Here is a 17,826-nt window from a genome sequence, read left to right as displayed (position 1 = left end):
ATGTCGGCTCATCACATCCTGGGGCTGTAGCCGGTCCCAAGGGTATGGCTGTTCGCCATTTAAAGTGGTACGTGAGCTGGGTTCAAAACGTCGTGAGACAGTTTGGTCCCTATCTGCAGTGGGCGTTGGAAGTTTGACGGGGGCTGCTCCTAGTACGAGAGGACCGGAGTGGACGAACCTCTGGTGTACCGGTTGTCACGCCAGTGGCATTGCCGGGTAGCTAAGTTCGGAAGAGATAAGCGCTGAAAGCATCTAAGCGCGAAACTCGCCTGAAGATGAGACTTCCCTGAGGACTTGATCCTCCTGAAGAGTCGTTCGAGACCAGGACGTTGATAGGTCGGGTGTGGAAGTGCTGTGAGGCATGAAGCTAACCGATACTAATTGCTCGTGAGGCTTGATCCTATCATTTGAGTGGCTTTGCTAAGATAAGCAGAGTTGCGAAGCAATACTTCTACCAAGGCATCCAGAGAAAGAAGTGGTCTGGGTGTTTAATTTCGGTTTCTACAATTTGACAAGTTAATGTCTGGTGGCCATAGCGAGGTGGTCCCACGCCTTCCCATCCCGAACAGGACCGTGAAACACCTTAGCGCCGATGATAGTGTGGCATTCGCCATGTGAAAGTAGGACACCGCCAGACGCCCCATTAGAAAACCCCCGACCTTGATTCAAGGTCGGGGGTTTTTGCGTTCTGCTTTGCTGCGTTTTTTGGCCTGCAGAAATGAATGTTTTAATTGCTGTTAAACTGAGCGACTAAATTAGGCTCATCTTTGGGGAGAAATTGTGCAAAGTGCAGTTCTATTACTGGCCGTATTCTTGGGATTATTTGCCGGTATTGCGCTCTCCATGATGTTGGGGCGGAGTAAAATTTCGGCCGCAGTCGAGCAGGCCACGGCCATGTCGGCAACCGAGAAGGCACTGCAGGTGCAGCAGATAGCGGCACAACAGGCACAGTTGGCTAAGGCTCAGGATGATATCGAGCAAGGGCAGCTTGAGCTTGCCCGTGTAACAGGCTTATTGGAAGGACAACTGCAGGCACGCGTACAGTTCGAGGAGAGGGCGCGCCAAGTGCCCGTCCTGCAGTCGCAGCTATCGGCTTACGAGCAGGCGATGGCGAGTGAGCGCAAGTCTTGCCAGCAGTATGCAGCTGCCTTGTCTGCCGAGCGCGAGCGCCATGCCGGAACCTCCGCGAGGCTGCAGGCATTGCAAGAGGCGCAGGAACAGTTGCTGCAGCAACAGGCCGAGGCCGGCCGGCGTCGCGATGGCCTAGAGTCCGAGCTTGCCACCATGCAACAGGCTTTGTCTGATGCTGGAGCCAGTCAGGCCGCTTTGCAGGGGCGGCTTGAGTCCCTGCTTGAAGTGCCCGCGCAACTGAAGGCGGCACTGAGTGCGCGTGATGATCTGGCGACTCAACAGGCTACGCTGCGTGAAGAACTGGGGCGAGCCAAGGCGATGCTTGCCGCTGCGCAAACCGATAGCCAGGGTCTGGCTGAGCGTCTGGCACTGATGCAAGTGCAGCGGGACAGCGCCGCGCTTGCGCGTCATGCGCTGGAAAGCGAACTGGCAGCATTAAAAACCCAGCTGGATGCGGATCGCGAGAGTGCCGGCAAACAACTGGCCTTGCTTGCCGAAGCACGAGAAGCCATGTCGACCCAGTTTGAAAATCTGGCCCAGCAGATTTTTGAAGCCAAAAGTCAGCGTTTTGCCGAGCAGAATCAACAGAACCTCGATACTTTACTCGGCCCGCTTAAGACCCAGATTGACGGGTTCAAGGCCAAGGTCGAGCAGGTCTATGTCGAGGAAGGCAAGGGGCGTAGCGAGCTGAAAAGCCAAGTCGAAATGCTGGCCAGCCTTAACAAGACTTTGAGCCAGGAAGCCAGAAACCTGAGCCGTGCGCTCAAGGGCGACAATAAAGCACAAGGGAACTGGGGCGAACTGATTCTCAAGGATTTGCTTGAGCAATTGGGCTTGAGTGCCGGTGTCGAGTTTTTCGAGCAGGCAAGTTATACGCGCGATGATGGCAGCCGGGCGCAGCCGGACGTGGTACTGCGCTTGCCCGAAGGGCGGAATCTGGTGATTGATGCCAAGGTGTCGCTGGTCGATTACACCCGTTATGTGGCGGCAGAAACCGATGCCGAGCGCACGATCGCGCTGGCCGCCCACTTAGCCTCGGTGCGCAGCCACCTCAAGGGTCTGTCTTTACGCGAGTACCAGAAGCTGCACGGGCTGGATGCGATTGATTTTGTGTTGATGTTCCTGCCGGTCGAGCCTGCCTTTATGCTGGCGGTGACGCAGGACAGGGAGTTGTTCCGCGAGGCATGGGATAAAAACGTGCTGCTGGTCAGCCCGTCCACGCTGATGTCGGTCGTGCGTACCGTGTCCCATCTGTGGCGTCAGGAGAAGCGCAACCGCCAGACTGAGGCCATTGTGAAGTGTGGTACCCAGTTGTATGAAAGCATCTGTGCGTTTGTTGCCGACTTTGACAAGCTGGGTACGCGTTTGCGTCAGGCTCAGGACAGTTTTGAATCGGCTAACCGGCGCCTGAGTCATGGCAACAACAATATGATAGGCAAGGCCGGGCAGCTTAAGGAACTGGGCATTAGCTCGACCAAGCAGATCGAGGCCAGCCATCTGGAGCGTGCCCGTTTACAGGAAGAATTGACGCTGCCGCAGGATGCGACCGCATTGGGAAGCTCCTGAGCGGGCGTCGCGCTTGCTGCGCTGCCCGCGCGCATTACAGGCGTCAGGATTGAGCTGCTACATGGTGCAAGGCACGCTGCGAGCGCTCTTCGCGCGGCGTGATATTGAAGTGGCTGCGATAGGTGCTGGAGAAGTGCGGCCCGCTGGAAAAACCGCAAGCCAGACCGATTTGTACGATGGACTTGGAGGTTTGTTGCAGTAATTGCCGGGCACGGTTCAAGCGCAGTTCCAGATAGTACTTGGATGGAACGGTACTCAAGTATTGCTTGAACAGACGCTCAAGCTGGCGGCGCGAAACGCCGACATAAAAGGCAATATCGTCAGTTGATAGCGGCTCTTCGATATTGGCTTCCATCAGGCTGACCGCTTCGGTTAGCTTGGGCTGGCTGCCGCCGATACGGGTGACCAGCGGAATACGCTGGCGCTCGTTGCCCGGGCGGATACGTTCCATGCTGAAGAGTTCGGACAGGCGCGAGGCAAACTCGCTGCCCAGCAGTCCGGAAACAAGCGTCACCATAAAATCCAGCGTAGCCGCTCCACCGGCGCAACTGGCACGGTTGCGGTCGGTTTCATAGAGATTTCCTGACACGATAACATCGGAAAACTCGTCGGTCAGGCGGTTGATTTCTTGCCAGTGTATGGTGGCGCGATAGCCGGACAAGAGCCCGGCGCGAGCCAGCCAATAGCTGCCGCAACCGATACCGACAATCAGCATCTTGTCGTTGCCGGGCAGGGCGGCTGCACGCGCCAGTTCTTCTACCGCTATTTCCCCATGTGTATCGCCCGCCAAGACAAACAGGGCATCCAGTCGTGGCGCGTTGAGCAGGGGAAGATCAACCTCCAGCTTTTGGCCGTTGAGCAGCGTTACCGCTGCACCATCGAGCGAGAGAGTCAGATACTCGTAACAGCGTTTTTCTGCCAGCTGATTGGCTGCGACCAGCACTTCCGTGGCAATGGCCAGATTAGCCATCGAAGCATTCGGAAGCAGCAGAAAGCCGTAACGGAGCTGTTTATTTGCCTGTGACTTAGGGGAAACCATGAATTCGGGGTAACCGGTGTGAGCATTGGTTAAGGATCAAGCTTGCCTGCTAGTTCAGCCTTGCGACAAGGTAATACGACTATTGTACGTTTAATGTGTCGTTTCCGGTGCGATCACTTTAGCTTGTGGCCTGTCACCGTAGATATCGAAGCCGAAATATTTGTTTTGTATTTTATGATAGCGCCCGTTTTGTCTGATTTTTTGCAATGCCTGATTCAGTTTGAGCCTTAAGGCATGGTTTCCCTTCTTCACGGCAATGCCGGCGCCCGGGCCAAAGTAGGCCGGATCGGAAAAACTGTCGCCGGTAAAGGCAAAATCGCGTCCACCTTGCTTGCTTAGAAACGCCTGCTCGCCTACTGCACTATCGACAAACACGGCATCAAGCCTGCCTTGCTGTAAGGCAAGGAAGGCATCGCTGATTTCGCTATAGCTGATGATTCTGGCTTGCTGTTTGCCCCAGCGCGCACGGGCAAAGTTTTCCTGAGCCGAGGACTCCAGCACACCGATGCGCTTAGCGCGCCACGTGCCGGCCTCTGTCTGGCCATGTTTGCGGCTGATCAGCCGACTGGGCATGTTGTAATACTTGTCACTGAAGTCAACCTGGCGCATGCGTTCCGGCGTGATCTGCATGGATGATAGGATGGCGTCGAACTTTCCTGCCTTGAGTGCCGGGATCAAGCCATCCCAATCCTGAGGGACGATCAGGCAGCGTACTTCAAGTGCCTGACACAGCGCATAGGCGATATCGATATCGAAACCTTGCGCTTGCCCCTGTTTGTCCTGCCAGGAAAAAGGGGGGTAGTTGAGATCGACACCGAAGCGTAGGACGGGTGCCCCGTAGGCGATGGTCGGTAGTAGCCATAGCCAAGCCAGCAGGCCGGAAAAACGTCTCATTCTATCTCCATATTGATCCGGCTTGTGCCATTTGTCTTGAACGGGGCTATTGATTCTGGACAGCTCAGGGGCGGCGATTTTAACGCGTTATTTCCTGTATGGGTATGTATCACGCTTTGCCGGGCACGAAGTTTCATCGGTCTTTGGCTATGGTTAGCATTCATGCGTACGAATTGCACTTCTGGGTATGTATACATGCGTGTCGCAAAACAAGAATGCGCTTATTGGAGCAGCATCTACAATGCGTCGACACTACCCAGTGACCATACAACAAAGGGAAGCTCCATGTCGTTTAGCAACAAGACCGAACTTGTCCGCCTGATTGCCGATATCCAGGGACTGGCCAGACAGAAGCTCTCTTCTGCCGAGTCCGATCAACTGCTTCCTTTTTTCCCTATTTATTTCGAAGAAACCGAGTATGCCGACCTGTCGCGCCAGAGTGCGCAGGATCTGGTCGGTGTGGCGATGGCGCATTACGAGTTTGCCGGGCAGCGCCAGCCAGGGCAGGTCAAAGTCCGTATTTACAATCCGGATTTCGAGCGTGATGGCTGGCAAAGCACGCATAGCGTGATCGAGATCGTCAACGACGATATGCCTTTTCTGATTGACTCGGTCGCGATGTTCCTGGCGCGCCATAGCCTGAACCTGCATTTGCTGGTGCATCCGGTGGTCGCGGTGGCGCGTGATGCCTCAGGCCAGTTGCAAGCGCTTAAGCGCACCGAAGACCGCAGCTTGCCGCTGGAGTCGCTGATTCATGTGCAGATGGATCGCGTCAGCGACGAGACGCGACTGCATGCTTTGCAGCAAGAGTTGACGCAGGTGCTGTCCAGCATCCAGTTGGTGGTGCGCGATGAGCCTGTGATGCGTGAGCGGGTGAAGGCCTTGTGCGAAGAGCTGGCCGGGCAAGGTGAGCAGGGGCAGGAGGGTCGGGCTTTTCTCGAGTGGATGGCGGCCAATCATTTCCTGTTTATGGGTTACTGCAGTTATGACCTGGTCAAGCGTGATGGCAAGGACAGTCTGAAGATCGTCAAGGACTCGGGTCTGGGCATACTGGAAGACCAGGGTAGCAAGGAGTATTCCGCCAGTTTCGAAGCGCTGCCGCAAGCGCTGCGCGAGCTGGCGCATCTGCCGCAGCGTATCGTGCTGAACAAGTCGCAGTCGCGCTCCATCATCCATCGTCCGGCGTATATGGACTTTGTCGGCATCAAGCGTTTTAACGCCGCCGGTGAAGTGGTGGGCGAGTCGCGCTTGCTGGGTTTGTATACTGCCAGTGCCTATCAGGCGCCGCTGCAGGAGATTCCTATCCTACGCGAGAAGCTGGCCTATGTGACCGAGAGTTGCGATTTTGTCGACAACAGTTACAAGGCCAAGACTCTGAGTTTTGTGCTGGAAACTTATCCGCGTGACGAGCTGTTCGAGATTGAGGCGGAAACCCTGCTGCCGATTGCCGAGGGCATCGTCAATCTGCAGGAGCGTCCGCGCGTGCGCCTGTTTGTACGCAAGGATAGATACCATCGTTATGTCAGCTGCTTGGTGTATGTGCCGCGTGACAGCTTTAGTACCGAAGTCCGGCTCAAAATCGAGAAAGTATTGCTGGCGGCCTTTAACGGCAATGCGGCCGAGTTCAGTGTGCAAATCGGTGATGGCGTGCTGGCGCGGGTGCATTACATTATCCGCACTCAGGCGGCAGACCTGCCGGCGTATCGCGAGAGCGATGTCGAGCAGGAAATTGCCCGCGTCGTGCGCGGCTGGGTTGACGAGTTGTCGGTGCAACTGACCGAAGCGCATGGCGAGGAGCAGGGTAATGCCTTGTTCGGCCTTTACCAGTCGGCATTCCCGCTGGCTTACCGCGAAGAATTCAGTGTGCGCAGTGCCGTGCATGATATTCAGCATATTACGCAGGTCAGCAGCCAACAGCCGCTGGCGATCAAGCTGTATCGCCCCTTCCATCGCGCTTCCCAGCAGTTCAACCTGAAACTGTTCCGTAGTGATGCGCCGCTGGGCCTGTCGGCCAGCATGCCCATTCTGGAAAACATGGGCGTTAAGGTGCAGGACGAGCACCCCTACCGTATCGAGCGTGCCGATGGCCGCATGGTGTGGATTTCCGATTTCGGTCTGGAGCTGGGCGCAGCCTATGCGCAGATGGCGGATGAAGACGTCCAGCAGGACTTCCAGCAGCTGCTGGCTGAAGTGTTTGCCGGGCGTTGCGAGAGCGACGGTTTCAACCGACTGGCACTCTTGGCCGGGCTTAACTGGCGTGAAATTACACTGGTGCGTGCGCTGGCCAAGTATCTGCGCCAGGCCGGCCTGACTTTTAGCCAGGCCTATATCGAACAGTGCGTAGCCAATTACCCGCAGATTACCCGCAAGCTGGTCGAACTGTTCGCAGCCAGACTGGCGCCGGTACAGCAGGATAGCGCGCGGGCCGAGGCATTGTGCAGCGAACTGAAGGGCATGCTGGATAAGGTGTCCAATCTGGACGAAGACCGCATTCTCAACGGTTTCCTGACCGTGATTATGGCGACCCGCCGTACCAATTTCTGGCAGGCGGATGCAGAGGGGCAGACCAAGTCCTATGTGTCGTTCAAGCTCGAGTCATCGGAGATACCATTCCTGCCGCAGCCGCGCCCGTTGTTCGAGATCTGGGTATACAGCCCGCGTGTCGAGGGCGTGCATTTGCGCGGCTCCAAGGTTGCGCGTGGCGGTTTGCGCTGGTCTGACCGCATGGAAGACTTCCGTACCGAGGTACTGGGCCTGGTCAAGGCACAGATGGTGAAGAACTCGGTGATTGTGCCCATGGGTTCCAAAGGCGGTTTCGTCTGCAAGCAGTTGCCGGCAGCTTCCGAACGCGAGGCCTTTATGGCCGAGGGCATTGCCTGCTACAAACTGTTCATCTCGGCCTTGCTCGACTTGACCGATAACCTGGTGAGCGGGCAGATCGTGCCGCCACAGCAGGTGGTACGTCTGGATGCGGATGATCCTTATCTGGTGGTGGCTGCCGACAAGGGGACGGCCAGCTTCTCCGATATCGCCAATGGCGTTTCGGCACAGTACGGCTTCTGGCTGGGCGACGCTTTTGCCTCCGGCGGCTCGGCCGGCTACGACCACAAGGGCATGGGCATTACCGCACGCGGGGCATGGGAAGCGGTCAAGCGCCACTTCCGCCATCTGGGCACGGATATCCAGAGCGAAGACTTTAGCGTGATCGGTATTGGCGATATGGCTGGTGACGTCTTCGGCAATGGCATGCTCTTGTCCGAGCATATCTGCCTGAAGGCCGCGTTCAACCATCTGCATATTTTCCTTGATCCGAATCCGGTAGCCAGCACCAGCTTTGCCGAGCGTGCCCGCCTGTTTAATCTGCCACGTTCGTCGTGGACCGATTACCAGCGCGAGCTGATTTCGGCTGGCGGCGGCATCTTCGAGCGTTCAGCCAAGTCCATCCCGTTGTCGGCAGAAGTGCGTACCTGGCTTAAGACCGAGCGCGAGAGCATGGCGCCGTCCGAGCTGATTCACGAGATCCTCAAGGCCGAAGCCGACCTGCTTTACAACGGCGGTATCGGTACTTACGTCAAGGCAACAAGCGAGAGCCACGCCGATGTGCGCGACCGTGCGACTGATGCATTGCGCGTCAACGGCAGCGAGCTCAACGTCAAGGTGGTGGGCGAGGGCGGTAATCTGGGTTGTACGCAAAAAGGCCGTATCGAGTTTGCCCTCAAGGGCGGCCTGATCTGCACTGACGCGATCGACAATTCGGCCGGCGTTGACTGCTCCGACCATGAGGTGAATATCAAGATCCTGCTGGGCGGCGTGATGCAGCAGGGCGATATGACCCTTAAGCAGCGTAATGAACTGCTGGCGGAAATGACGGATGAAGTCGGCCATCTGGTGTTGCGCAACAACTATCTGCAGACGCAGATTCTGGCGGTCAATCGCCTGAATGCACCGCAGATGCTGGGTGCGCAGACGCGCATGATGCTGGCGATGGAAAAAGCCGGCGAGATCAACCGTGCGCTGGAATATCTGCCGACCGATGCCCAACTGGCCGAGCGTCGCGCCTTGCGATCTGGCCTGACTACGCCGGAAGTGGCGGTGCTTTTGGCCTATAGCAAGATCACGCTGGATCAGGCGCTGCTGGCCTCCGATCTGCCGGACGATGCTGACTTTCTGCCGATTCTGGTCGATTACTTCCCCGGGCCGCTCAAGGTGCGCTTTGGCGAGGCGATGAAGTCGCATTATCTCAAGCGCGAAATCATTGCCAACCAGCTGGCCAACCGTATCGTCAACCGCATGGGTACGACCTTCATGTTCCGCCTGAAGGAAGAAACCCCGCTGCCGGCTTGCGATATCGCGCGCGCCTGGTGGATTGCCAGCCATGTATTTGACGCCGAGAAGTTGTGGTGTGAAATCGAGGCGCTGGATAACCGCGTACCGGCCGAGTTGCAGGTCGAGATGATGGTGCTGGTGCGTACCCTGATCGAGCGTGTTACGCGCTGGGTGCTGCGTAACCGCCGTCCGTTTGGCGCAGTGAGCGCACAGATCGAACGCTATGCCGACAAGGTGCAGACCCTGCTGCAAAGCCTGCCGCAGCTGATCGATGCAACGGTTTATCCGCAAGTGGCCGCTCTGGAAGCGCGCATGGCGGTAGAGGGTATGCCGCAACAGTTGGCACAGGTGCTTGCGCGTCTGGCGTTTGCCGTGCCGTTGATGGATATCATCGAAATCGGGGAGGGCAGTGACAGGGCGCTGGAAGATCTGGCGGCCGGTTATTTCACGCTGGGACGAGAATTGCAGCTGGACTGGCTGTGTGACGCGATCACCCGCTTGCCGCGCGAAAACCGTTGGCAATCGCTGGCACGTTCGGCCTTGCGCGACGACCTGTACCGTATGCATCGCCGCCTGGCGCAGTTGGCGCTGGATGCTGGGATTGAAGGCGATTTTGCCCATTGCTGGCTGGAAGCGCGTGCGGTGAATGTCGAGCAGTGTCAGCAGATGTTTGCCGAACTGCAAACCTTCGAATCGCTGGATCTGGCCATGCTGTCGGCCGGCATGCGCGAGCTGAACAACCATTTGCTGAATTAAGCGAATAAGCCGGGGTGAACCGGCATCAAAGGCAAGGGCCTGCTCGAAAGAGCAGGCCCTTTTTTATTGTCGTGTCTCGGGAGTCGCTGCGTCTGACAAATATGCAACAGTTTTCGGGCATTACGTCCGCAATGGAGTAAAGACTCTTTACTTGGGCTCATGCTGGCGGTAGTTTTTGTAAAAGTAAAACTAAGTTCCGCTTTGCGGAACAAAATGGAACAGGAGACAGCATGGCGGATGAAGTACTGGTCAGTTTTCGTGGCGTACAAAAAAGCTACGACGGCGAATCATTGATTGTCAAAAATCTGGATCTAGACATCCGCCGCGGCGAATTCCTGACTCTGCTCGGACCCTCCGGTTCGGGTAAAACCACCTGCCTGATGATGCTGGCCGGCTTCGAGACGCCCAGCCACGGCGAAATCCATTTCGATGGCAAGCTGCTCAACCACATCCCGCCACATAAACGCAATATCGGCATGGTGTTTCAGAACTATGCGCTGTTTCCGCATATGACGGTGGCGGAGAACCTTGCCTACCCCTTGACCTTGCGCAAGATGGGCAAGAGCGAGATTGCCGACAGGGTCAAAAACGGGCTGGCCATGGTCAGGCTGGAGAGTCTGGGGCACCGCTACCCGGGGCAACTTTCCGGTGGCCAGCAGCAGCGTGTCGCACTGGCACGGGCGCTGGTGTTCGAGCCCAAGCTGGTATTGATGGATGAGCCCTTGGGCGCATTGGACAAGCAGTTACGCGAGCATATGCAGCTGGAAATCAAGCATTTGCATGAGCGTCTGGGCGTGACGGTGGTGTATGTCACCCATGACCAGGGCGAGGCGCTGACCATGTCCGACCGCGTCGCCGTATTCAAGGACGGCATTATCCAGCAGATCGACACCGCCAGTACCTTGTACGAGTCGCCGGCCAACTCTTTTGTGGCCAACTTTATTGGCGAAAACAATACCCTGCGCGGCGAAGTGGTGGATCTGGCTGGTGAGTTGTGTGATGTACGCCTGCATGATGGTGCACTGGTCAAGGCGCGGCGTGTGGCCATGCTTGGCTCGGGCGAGGTGACATCAATGTCGGTTCGCCCGGAGCGGGTGCGTCTGAATGCTGCGGCTGCAGGCTGTGAAAACCGGCTGCAAGCCAGGCTGATGGAGTTTATCTATCTGGGTGATCACGTGCGCTTGCGCATGGAGGTGGCCGGGCAGGGTGGCTTTATCGTCAAGGTGCCGGTAGGCGAAATAGATGCCAGCTGGCAGGTGGGCGACATGATGGATGTAGGCTGGATGGCACGCGATGTGCGGGCGCTGGATGCGCTGGCAGCCTGAGTGGCGGGAAAAAATAAGCACAAAATCAAACAACAGCAAGGAGAGAGCAATGAATATGATCAAGAAAAGTGTGGCACTGGCCGTGATCGCCGGTTTTGCTTTGCCGGCCCTGGCAGGCAAGTCGATTACCGTGATTTCTTTTGGTGGCGCCAACAAGGCGGCGCAGGAAGTGGCTTTTTACCAGCCGTTTGAAAAGACCAGCGGCATCGAGGTGACGGCCGGCGATTACAACGGCGAAATGGCCAAGATCAAGGCCATGGTGGATGCCGGAAAGGCAACATGGGATGTGGTCGAAGTCGAGTCGCCGGAGCTGTTGCGCGGTTGTGAGGAAGGGCTGTTCGAGAAAATCAACTGGGCCAAGGTGGGTAACAAGGCCGATTTCGTCAAGCCGGCGGTGTCCGAGTGCGGCGTGGGTATTTTTGTCTGGTCGACGGCAATGGCCTACAACGCCGACAAGCTCAAGGTGGCACCGACCAGCTGGAAAGATTTCTGGGATGTGAAGAAATTCCCCGGCAAGCGTGGCCTGCGCAAGGGGGCCAAGTACACGCTGGAGTTTGCGCTGATGGCCGATGGCGTGCCGGCCAATCAAGTGTACAAGGTGTTGGGCACCAAGGCCGGTGTTGACCGCGCTTTCAAGATGCTGACCCAGCTCAAGCCACATATCCAGTGGTGGGAAGCCGGTGCGCAGCCGCCGCAGTTCCTGGCTTCCGGTGATGTGGTGATGAGCTCGGCCTACAACGGCCGCATCGATGCCGCACAAAAAGACGGCAAGAACCTGAAGGTGGTGTGGAACCAGAGTATTTACGACGTTGATTCCTGGGCCATTCCCAAGAGTGCCAAATCGGCCGAGTCGACCCAGTTCATCGCCTTTGCCAGCAAGGCGGAGCAGCAAAAGAACTACGCCAGCCAGATTGCGTACGGCCCGACCAATACCAAGGCTATCAAACTGTTGCCGGCCAAGGTCGCCGCCAATTTGCCGACCGACCCTGCCAACCTGAAGGGTGCGCTGGCGATTGATGTCGGCTTCTGGGTAGATAACGGCGAGGATCTGGAACAGCGCTTCAACGCTTGGGCTGCGCGTTGATTCAAGGCCGGCCGCAGCACGCGCTGCGGCCGTTTTTGCGGTGCCGTTAAGGCGCCCTGATCCTGTCGGGTATTCCCATGTCTGAAAGCTTTTCCATGAATACGCCGCTCACGGCGGCAGATGGCGTGCCGCTCAAGACGCGTTTGCAGCAACAGCGGCGTATGCGCCAGCTTAAGGCCTTGCTGCTGGTGTTGCCGCTGGCGCTGTTTTTGTTGCTGACCTTTCTGGTGCCGATTGCCACCTTGCTGACACGCAGTGTCGACAACCCGGAGGTAGTCAGCGTACTGCGCGAAACGACACAGGCTCTGAAGCCCTGGGATGGCAAGAGCCTGCCGGCCGTTGCCGTCTATGATGCGCTATCGCGCGACCTGCAGCGCGCCCAGGCCGAAAAAACGGTTCCCGATGCCGCCAAGCGCCTGAATATGGAGCAGAGCGGTTTCCGCTCCCTGCTGCAGAAGACCGCCCGCAAGATGCCGCTTGCGCCCGAGGCCGGGCAAAGCACGCGCGACGCCTTTATCGCGCTGGATGAACGCTGGGGCGATGTCAGCCACTGGCAAGTGATCGCACGAAACGGCAGCAGCTGGACGCCCTACTATCTGATGAGTTCGCTGGACCTGCGCCAGGGGGCCGATGGCAAGCCCGAACTGGTGCCGGAAGACGAGCGCGCTTTCCTGTCCATTTTCGGCCGTACCCTGTGGATGAGTTTCTGGGTCACCGTGTGGTGCCTGGCACTGGGCTATCCGCTGGCCTACTGGCTGGCTACCTTGCCGACTCGCAAGAGCAATCTGCTGATGATTCTGGTGTTGCTGCCATTCTGGACTTCGGTGCTGGTGCGGGTTGCTTCGTGGATCGTGCTATTGCAGTCCGAAGGCCTGGTTAACGGTGCCCTGCTCTGGCTGGGCATTGTGGATGCGCCGCTGGAGCTGGCATTCAACCGCACCGGCGTCTACATCGCCATGGTGCATATCCTGTTGCCCTTTGTGATTTTGCCGGCTTATAGCGTGATGAAAAGCATCCCACCCAGTTATATGCGCGCCGCGATCTCGCTGGGCGATCACCCGTTTGCCGCTTTCTGGAAGATCTACTTTCCGCAAACCATTGCCGGGGTAGCCGCCGGTGCCTTGCTGGTCTTTATCATGTGCATAGGCTACTACATCACGCCTGCGCTTTTGGGGAGCCCGCAGGAGCAGATGGTCAGCTACTATGTCGCGTTTTACACCAATGTGACGATCAACTGGGGCATGGCTGCAGCCTTGGGTTCTTTGCTGCTGCTGGCTACTTTGCTGCTGTACGGCTTGTATAGCCGGCTGGTCGGCGCTAACCGCTTAAGTCTGGGGTAAACCATGTTGCCAAGTTACGCATCCCCTGTTGAAAGAGTCTGGTTCTACCTGTTTCGCGGCTTTAATATTCTGGTGCTGCTGTTTCTGGTCAGCCCCTTGCTGGCGATCATTCCGCTTTCGTTTTCGGCCGACTCCTTCCTGGTTTATCCGATCAAGGAATTGTCGCTGCGCTGGTACGAGGAGTTTTTCACCAGCGGGGAATGGACGCGGGCGCTGATGAACAGCTTTATTGTGGCGCCAGCGGCGACGCTGATTGCGACCGCCTTGGGTACGCTGGCGGCGGTCGGGCTGACCAGCAGCGATTTTCCCGGCAAGTCGCTGATTATGAGCATCCTGATTTCGCCCATGGTCGTGCCGGTGGTGATTGTCGGGGTGGGGGCCTATCTCTTTATGGCGCCGCTGGGTCTGACCAATAATTACTTCGGCCTGATCCTGGTACATGCTGCATTGGGCGTGCCGTTTGTGGTGATTACCGTATCGGCAACGCTCAAGGGTTTTAACGTGAATCTGATGAAGGCCAGCGCCAATCTGGGCGCCGGGCCGTTGACCACCTTCCGTCGCGTGGTGATGCCGCTGATTGCGCCGGGGGTGATTTCGGGGGCGTTGTTTGCTTTTGCCACATCGTTTGACGAAGTTGTGGTGACCCTGTTTCTGGCTGGCCCCGAGCAGGTGACCTTGCCGCGGCAGATGTTTAGCGGGATCAAGGAAAACATCAGCCCGGCCATTGCCGCCGCCGCGACGGTGCTGATTCTGTTTTCGATTGCGCTATTGTTGACGCTGGAGTGGCTGCGTGGCCGCGCCGAGCGCATTCGTACTTTGCAACGCTGAAAACCAGATGGCCGCCCCTGAGGGCGGCCATGGCGGGAGAAGTTACAAGGGATGGCAGATTCTGCCTCAGCTAGGATTGTCAGGGCCTCCGCCCGTACTCCAATTAACTGGTTGAGGGTCCATGTGTGCGCATCCCGATACGGCAACACTTGCAAACAGCACAAGCATTGCGGCCAGCACTACGCGCAACCTGATCACAACAACGCCTTCCTTTCCTATCCGTCACCGCTTAGGCGGCCTAGCCAGTATAGACAGCCCGGTCGGGCTGTCAGAATTTTTACCGGCTTAATGTTTACCTGTACTGCCAAAGCCGCCTTCGCCGCGTTCGGAGTCACCGAATTCTTCAACGATATTGAAGCTGGCCTGCACCACCGGCACGATGATCATCTGGGCGATGCGCTCCAGCGGTGTCAGGCAAAAAGCCTCATGCCCGCGGTTCCATACCGAGACAAACAACTGCCCTTGATAGTCGGAGTCGATCAGGCCCACCAGATTGCCCAGCACAATACCGTGCTTGTGCCCCAGCCCCGAGCGCGGCAGGATCATGGCGGCAAGGCCGGGGTCGGCGATATGGATTGCCATGCCGGTCGGAATCAGCCGGGTTTCGCCCGGTTGGATATGCAGGTCCTGGTCGATGGCGGCTCGCAGATCCAGGCCGGCGGAGCCGGGGGTGGCGTAAGCTGGCAGATTTTGTTGCAGGCGCGAGTCCAGAATTTTGACGTCGATAACGGATGGCATGGTGTTGTCCTTATTGGTTTTTGGTTTGGGCCAGCAAGCTGGCCAGGTGCTGCACAATGGCGCGGGCGACATCCGCCTTGCCCATGCTGGGTAGCGGATGCTCGCCGGCGTCGTCCAGCAGGGTGACTTCGTTGCTGTCTGCGCCCATGGCGTGCTGGGCCAGGTTGGCGACCAGCAAGGGCAGCTTTTTACGCCGGCGCTTGGCATCGGCAAACGCAATCAGGTTCTGGCTTTCGGCGGCAAAGCCTACACAAAACGGCGCGGCGGGCAGGGCGGCGATGGTGGCCAGAATGTCGGGATTTTCTTCCAGTTCCAGTGCCGGTGCGCCATCACCCTTCTTGATCTTGTGTTCGGCACGATTCTTGACTCGATAGTCGGCTACCGCAGCTACGCCGATAAAAACATCGCATTGTCCGGCATGCGCCAGGACCGCGTTGTACATTTCGCGAGCGCTTTGTACATCAATGCGGGCTAGTCCTAGCGGCGCAGGCATGCCGGTCGGGCCGGAAACCAGCGTCACCTCGGCACCGGCGTCGCGACAGGCGCGGGCCAGCGCATAGCCCATCTTGCCCGAGCTGATATTGGTAATGCCGCGTACGGTGTCTATCGGCTCATAAGTCGGGCCGGCGGTGATCAATACCCGCTGTCCGGCAAGCTGTTTGCGTTCAAATAGCCCCAGCGCCAGCTCGAAAATCTCTTCCGCTTCCAGCATGCGCCCTGCACCGGTTTCGCCGCAGGCTTGTGCCCCCGAGGCCGGGCCTAAGATAGTCACGCCATCGGCTTTGAGCTGGGCGACATTGCGCAGGTTAGGCGCGTTTTCCCACATCTGGCGATTCATGGCCGGCGCGACGGCCAAAGGACAGGTGCGGGCGGCCGCCAGGGTGGAGAGCAGGTTGTCGCATGCGCCATGCGCCAGTTTGAACAGCGTGTCGGCGCTGGCTGGCGCGATCAGGAACAGGTCGGCGCGACGGGAGAGATCGATGTGCGCCATGCCGCCAGCCGGTCTTTCGTCCCATAAGTCGGTGTAGACAGCGTGTCCCGATAGCGCCTGAAAGGTGAGTGGTGTCACAAAGCGGGTGGCGGCCTCGGTCATCACCACTTCTACATGGTGGCCGGCCTTGACGAACAAGCGGGTAAGCTCGGCGGCCTTGTAGGCGGCAACGCCACCGGTCACGCCCAGCAGAATGCGTTTGGCAGTCATGCGTGGTCTGCTTTTTTTAAGGAGGTAATGGCGCAAGTTTACCGGATTTCGCCATGAAATATGGTGTGGCTTGGGTGCCTGATGACATGAGCTTGGCTGCGCCTGCTACAAATAAACGGTATTGCCTTTGTGGAGCCGCATCATGTCCATCGCCCACTGGCCGGCCGACGACAGGCCGCGGGAAAAATTGCTGTTGCGCGGTGCGGCTGCTTTGTCGGACGCCGAGTTGTTGGCTATTTTTTTGCGCACCGGCATGGCAGGGGTGTCGGCCGTGGCGCTGGCCCAGCGCTTGCTGCTGCATTTCGGTTCCATTTCGGCCTTGTTTGCCGCCAGTGAAGGCGAATTTGTCCGCCATCCGGGGCTGGGGCAGGCCAAGTATGCGCAACTGATGGCGGTAAAGGAGATGGCGCAACGGGCGCTGGCCGAGTCGCTTGCCAAGCGCGATGCCTTGTCCAGCCCGGCCGATGTACGCAGCTATCTGCGCCTGGCCATAGGCTCGCGCGATATCGAGGTGTTTGTTGCGCTGTTTCTCAATGCACAGCATCAGGTGATTGCGATGGAGGAAGTGTTTCGCGGCACGCTGACCGAGACGCGTGTCTACCCGCGCGAGATTGTGCGCCGTGCCCTGTTTCATAATGCGGCGGCCCTGATCGTGGCGCATAACCATCCATCCGGCCGTGCCGAGGCTTCGATGGCAGACAGGGCGCTGACGCAAACGCTCAAGTCGGCTCTCGAACTGGTCGATATTGCTTTGCTCGACCATTTTGTGGTGACTGCGGCCCATGCAACTTCTTTGGCCGAAGAAGGCGGCTTAGGCTGAGTTGGCGCAGTCAGTCGTACATTTGGGCGTCTGTTTCTTAAATAGTGTGCAAATACTTGCGTTATATGCCAATCGTCGCGTTTAAATGCTGCTTTTTGATTGGCATGAAATTAATAATATCTTAATATTCGCCCCTTTAGCTTTTACCCTCAACCCGAACCTATCAGATGAACAGGGAGAGGCTATGCCCAAGCTGGTTGTAGTTGGCAGTATCAATATGGATCTTGTGGCGCTGGCCCCGCGTTTCCCCGCTCCGGGTGAGACTTTGAGCGGTGAGCGTTTTGCGACCTTTCCCGGCGGGAAAGGTGCGAATCAGGCCGTGGCGGCCAGCCGCCTGGGAGCCGAAGTGGTGATGGTGGGCTGTGTTGGCTCCGATCTGTTTGGCCGCGACCTTGTCGCCGGGCTGAACAAGGAAGGCGTTGATACGCGCCATGTCCACACCATTGAAGGTGTCGCCAGCGGCGTCGCCTGTATCACGGTCAGTGGTGCTGAAAACAATATTATTGTGATCGCCGGGGCCAACCATGCACTGACGCCCGAGCATGTCGCGGCGGCCGAGGCCGAAATCGCCGCAGCCGATGTGGTACTGACGCAGCTGGAAGTGCCGCTGGCCGTGGTGGCGGCCACGGCCGCACTGGCGAAAAAGCATGGCGTGCCGCTGATTCTGAACCCTGCGCCGGCCGTACATTTGCCGCCGGCCTTGCTGGATGAGGTGAGCTATCTCACCCCCAACGAGCACGAGCTGTCTATCGTGATGGATGCGGGCTCGACGCCATTT

12 protein-coding genes and 2 rRNA genes are annotated in these 17,826 nt (G+C 57.9%); 10 read left to right on the top strand and 4 right to left on the bottom strand.

The window, feature by feature from the left end; translation table 11 throughout:
• The 3 genes from EGI20_RS11585 to EGI20_RS11575 form a co-directional block, all read left to right on the top strand.
• Nucleotides 1–402 (top strand): 23S ribosomal RNA (locus EGI20_RS11585); the annotation flags it as partial.
• Between the two features lie 120 nt (nucleotides 403–522).
• Nucleotides 523–637, top strand: a 5S ribosomal RNA gene (gene rrf / locus EGI20_RS11580).
• Nucleotides 638–780: 143 nt separating this feature from the next.
• A complete protein-coding gene (locus EGI20_RS11575; RefSeq protein WP_498631588.1) occupies nucleotides 781–2,697 on the top strand; it encodes a DNA recombination protein RmuC in 1,917 nt (638 codons plus the stop codon).
• A 43-nt stretch (nucleotides 2,698–2,740) separates the two neighbouring features.
• Here EGI20_RS11575 and EGI20_RS11570 read toward each other — a convergent pair whose 3' ends face one another.
• Together EGI20_RS11570 and EGI20_RS11565 are read right to left on the bottom strand one after the other, a co-directional pair.
• Nucleotides 2,741–3,667 carry a GlxA family transcriptional regulator gene (locus tag EGI20_RS11570; RefSeq protein ID WP_235930146.1) on the bottom strand — a complete coding sequence of 309 codons (927 nt, stop codon included), beginning with the start codon at nucleotides 3,665–3,667 and terminating at the stop codon, nucleotides 2,741–2,743.
• A gap of 159 nt (nucleotides 3,668–3,826) precedes the next feature.
• On the bottom strand, nucleotides 3,827–4,630 hold the full coding sequence (locus tag EGI20_RS11565; RefSeq protein ID WP_498631586.1) for a transporter substrate-binding domain-containing protein: 804 nt from the start codon (nucleotides 4,628–4,630) through the stop codon (nucleotides 3,827–3,829).
• 285 nt (nucleotides 4,631–4,915) lie between these two features.
• Here EGI20_RS11565 and EGI20_RS11560 point away from each other — a divergent pair, with 285 nt between their 5' ends.
• The 5 genes from EGI20_RS11560 to EGI20_RS11540 all read left to right on the top strand — a co-directional run bounded on the left by EGI20_RS11560 (nucleotide 4,916) and on the right by EGI20_RS11540 (nucleotide 14,289).
• Nucleotides 4,916–9,712, top strand: a complete 4,797-nt coding sequence (locus EGI20_RS11560) for an NAD-glutamate dehydrogenase (protein ID WP_498631585.1) — start codon at nucleotides 4,916–4,918, stop codon at nucleotides 9,710–9,712.
• Nucleotides 9,713–9,942: 230 nt separating this feature from the next.
• Entirely contained in the window at nucleotides 9,943–11,037 is a 1,095-nt protein-coding gene (locus tag EGI20_RS11555) for an ABC transporter ATP-binding protein (protein ID WP_498631584.1), read from the top strand.
• A gap of 49 nt (nucleotides 11,038–11,086) precedes the next feature.
• On the top strand, nucleotides 11,087–12,121 hold the full coding sequence (locus EGI20_RS11550; protein ID WP_498631583.1) for an ABC transporter substrate-binding protein: 1,035 nt from the start codon (nucleotides 11,087–11,089) through the stop codon (nucleotides 12,119–12,121).
• Nucleotides 12,122–12,198: 77 nt separating this feature from the next.
• The gene (locus EGI20_RS11545; protein ID WP_124736627.1) at nucleotides 12,199–13,461 is read left to right on the top strand and encodes an ABC transporter permease; all 1,263 of its coding nucleotides are present in this window, start codon (nucleotides 12,199–12,201) and stop codon (nucleotides 13,459–13,461) included.
• Between the two features lie 3 nt (nucleotides 13,462–13,464).
• Nucleotides 13,465–14,289: an ABC transporter permease gene (locus EGI20_RS11540; protein ID WP_498631582.1), complete on the top strand. Its 825-nt coding sequence runs from the start codon at nucleotides 13,465–13,467 to the stop codon at nucleotides 14,287–14,289.
• Nucleotides 14,290–14,574: 285 nt separating this feature from the next.
• Here the strand turns inward: EGI20_RS11540 and dut are convergent, their stop codons facing one another.
• Together dut and coaBC are read right to left on the bottom strand one after the other, a co-directional pair.
• Nucleotides 14,575–15,027, bottom strand: a complete 453-nt coding sequence (dut, locus tag EGI20_RS11535) for a dUTP diphosphatase (RefSeq protein ID WP_498631581.1) — start codon at nucleotides 15,025–15,027, stop codon at nucleotides 14,575–14,577.
• 10 nt (nucleotides 15,028–15,037) lie between these two features.
• Nucleotides 15,038–16,228: a bifunctional phosphopantothenoylcysteine decarboxylase/phosphopantothenate--cysteine ligase CoaBC gene (coaBC, locus tag EGI20_RS11530; protein ID WP_498631580.1), complete on the bottom strand. Its 1,191-nt coding sequence runs from the start codon at nucleotides 16,226–16,228 to the stop codon at nucleotides 15,038–15,040.
• A gap of 142 nt (nucleotides 16,229–16,370) precedes the next feature.
• On the opposite strand from coaBC, the gene radC reads away from it, so the two are divergent.
• Nucleotides 16,371–17,048 (top strand): RadC family protein, encoded by a 678-nt coding sequence (gene radC / locus EGI20_RS11525; protein ID WP_498630259.1) that lies wholly within the window; start codon nucleotides 16,371–16,373, stop codon nucleotides 17,046–17,048.
• Between the two features lie 184 nt (nucleotides 17,049–17,232).
• On the top strand, nucleotides 17,233–17,826 hold a 594-nt coding region (locus EGI20_RS11520; RefSeq protein WP_498631579.1), incomplete at its 3' end, for a ribokinase.

It is taken from the genome of Aquitalea sp. S1-19 (assembly GCF_024343515.1).
This window is presented reverse-complemented; position numbering and strand designations above follow the sequence as displayed.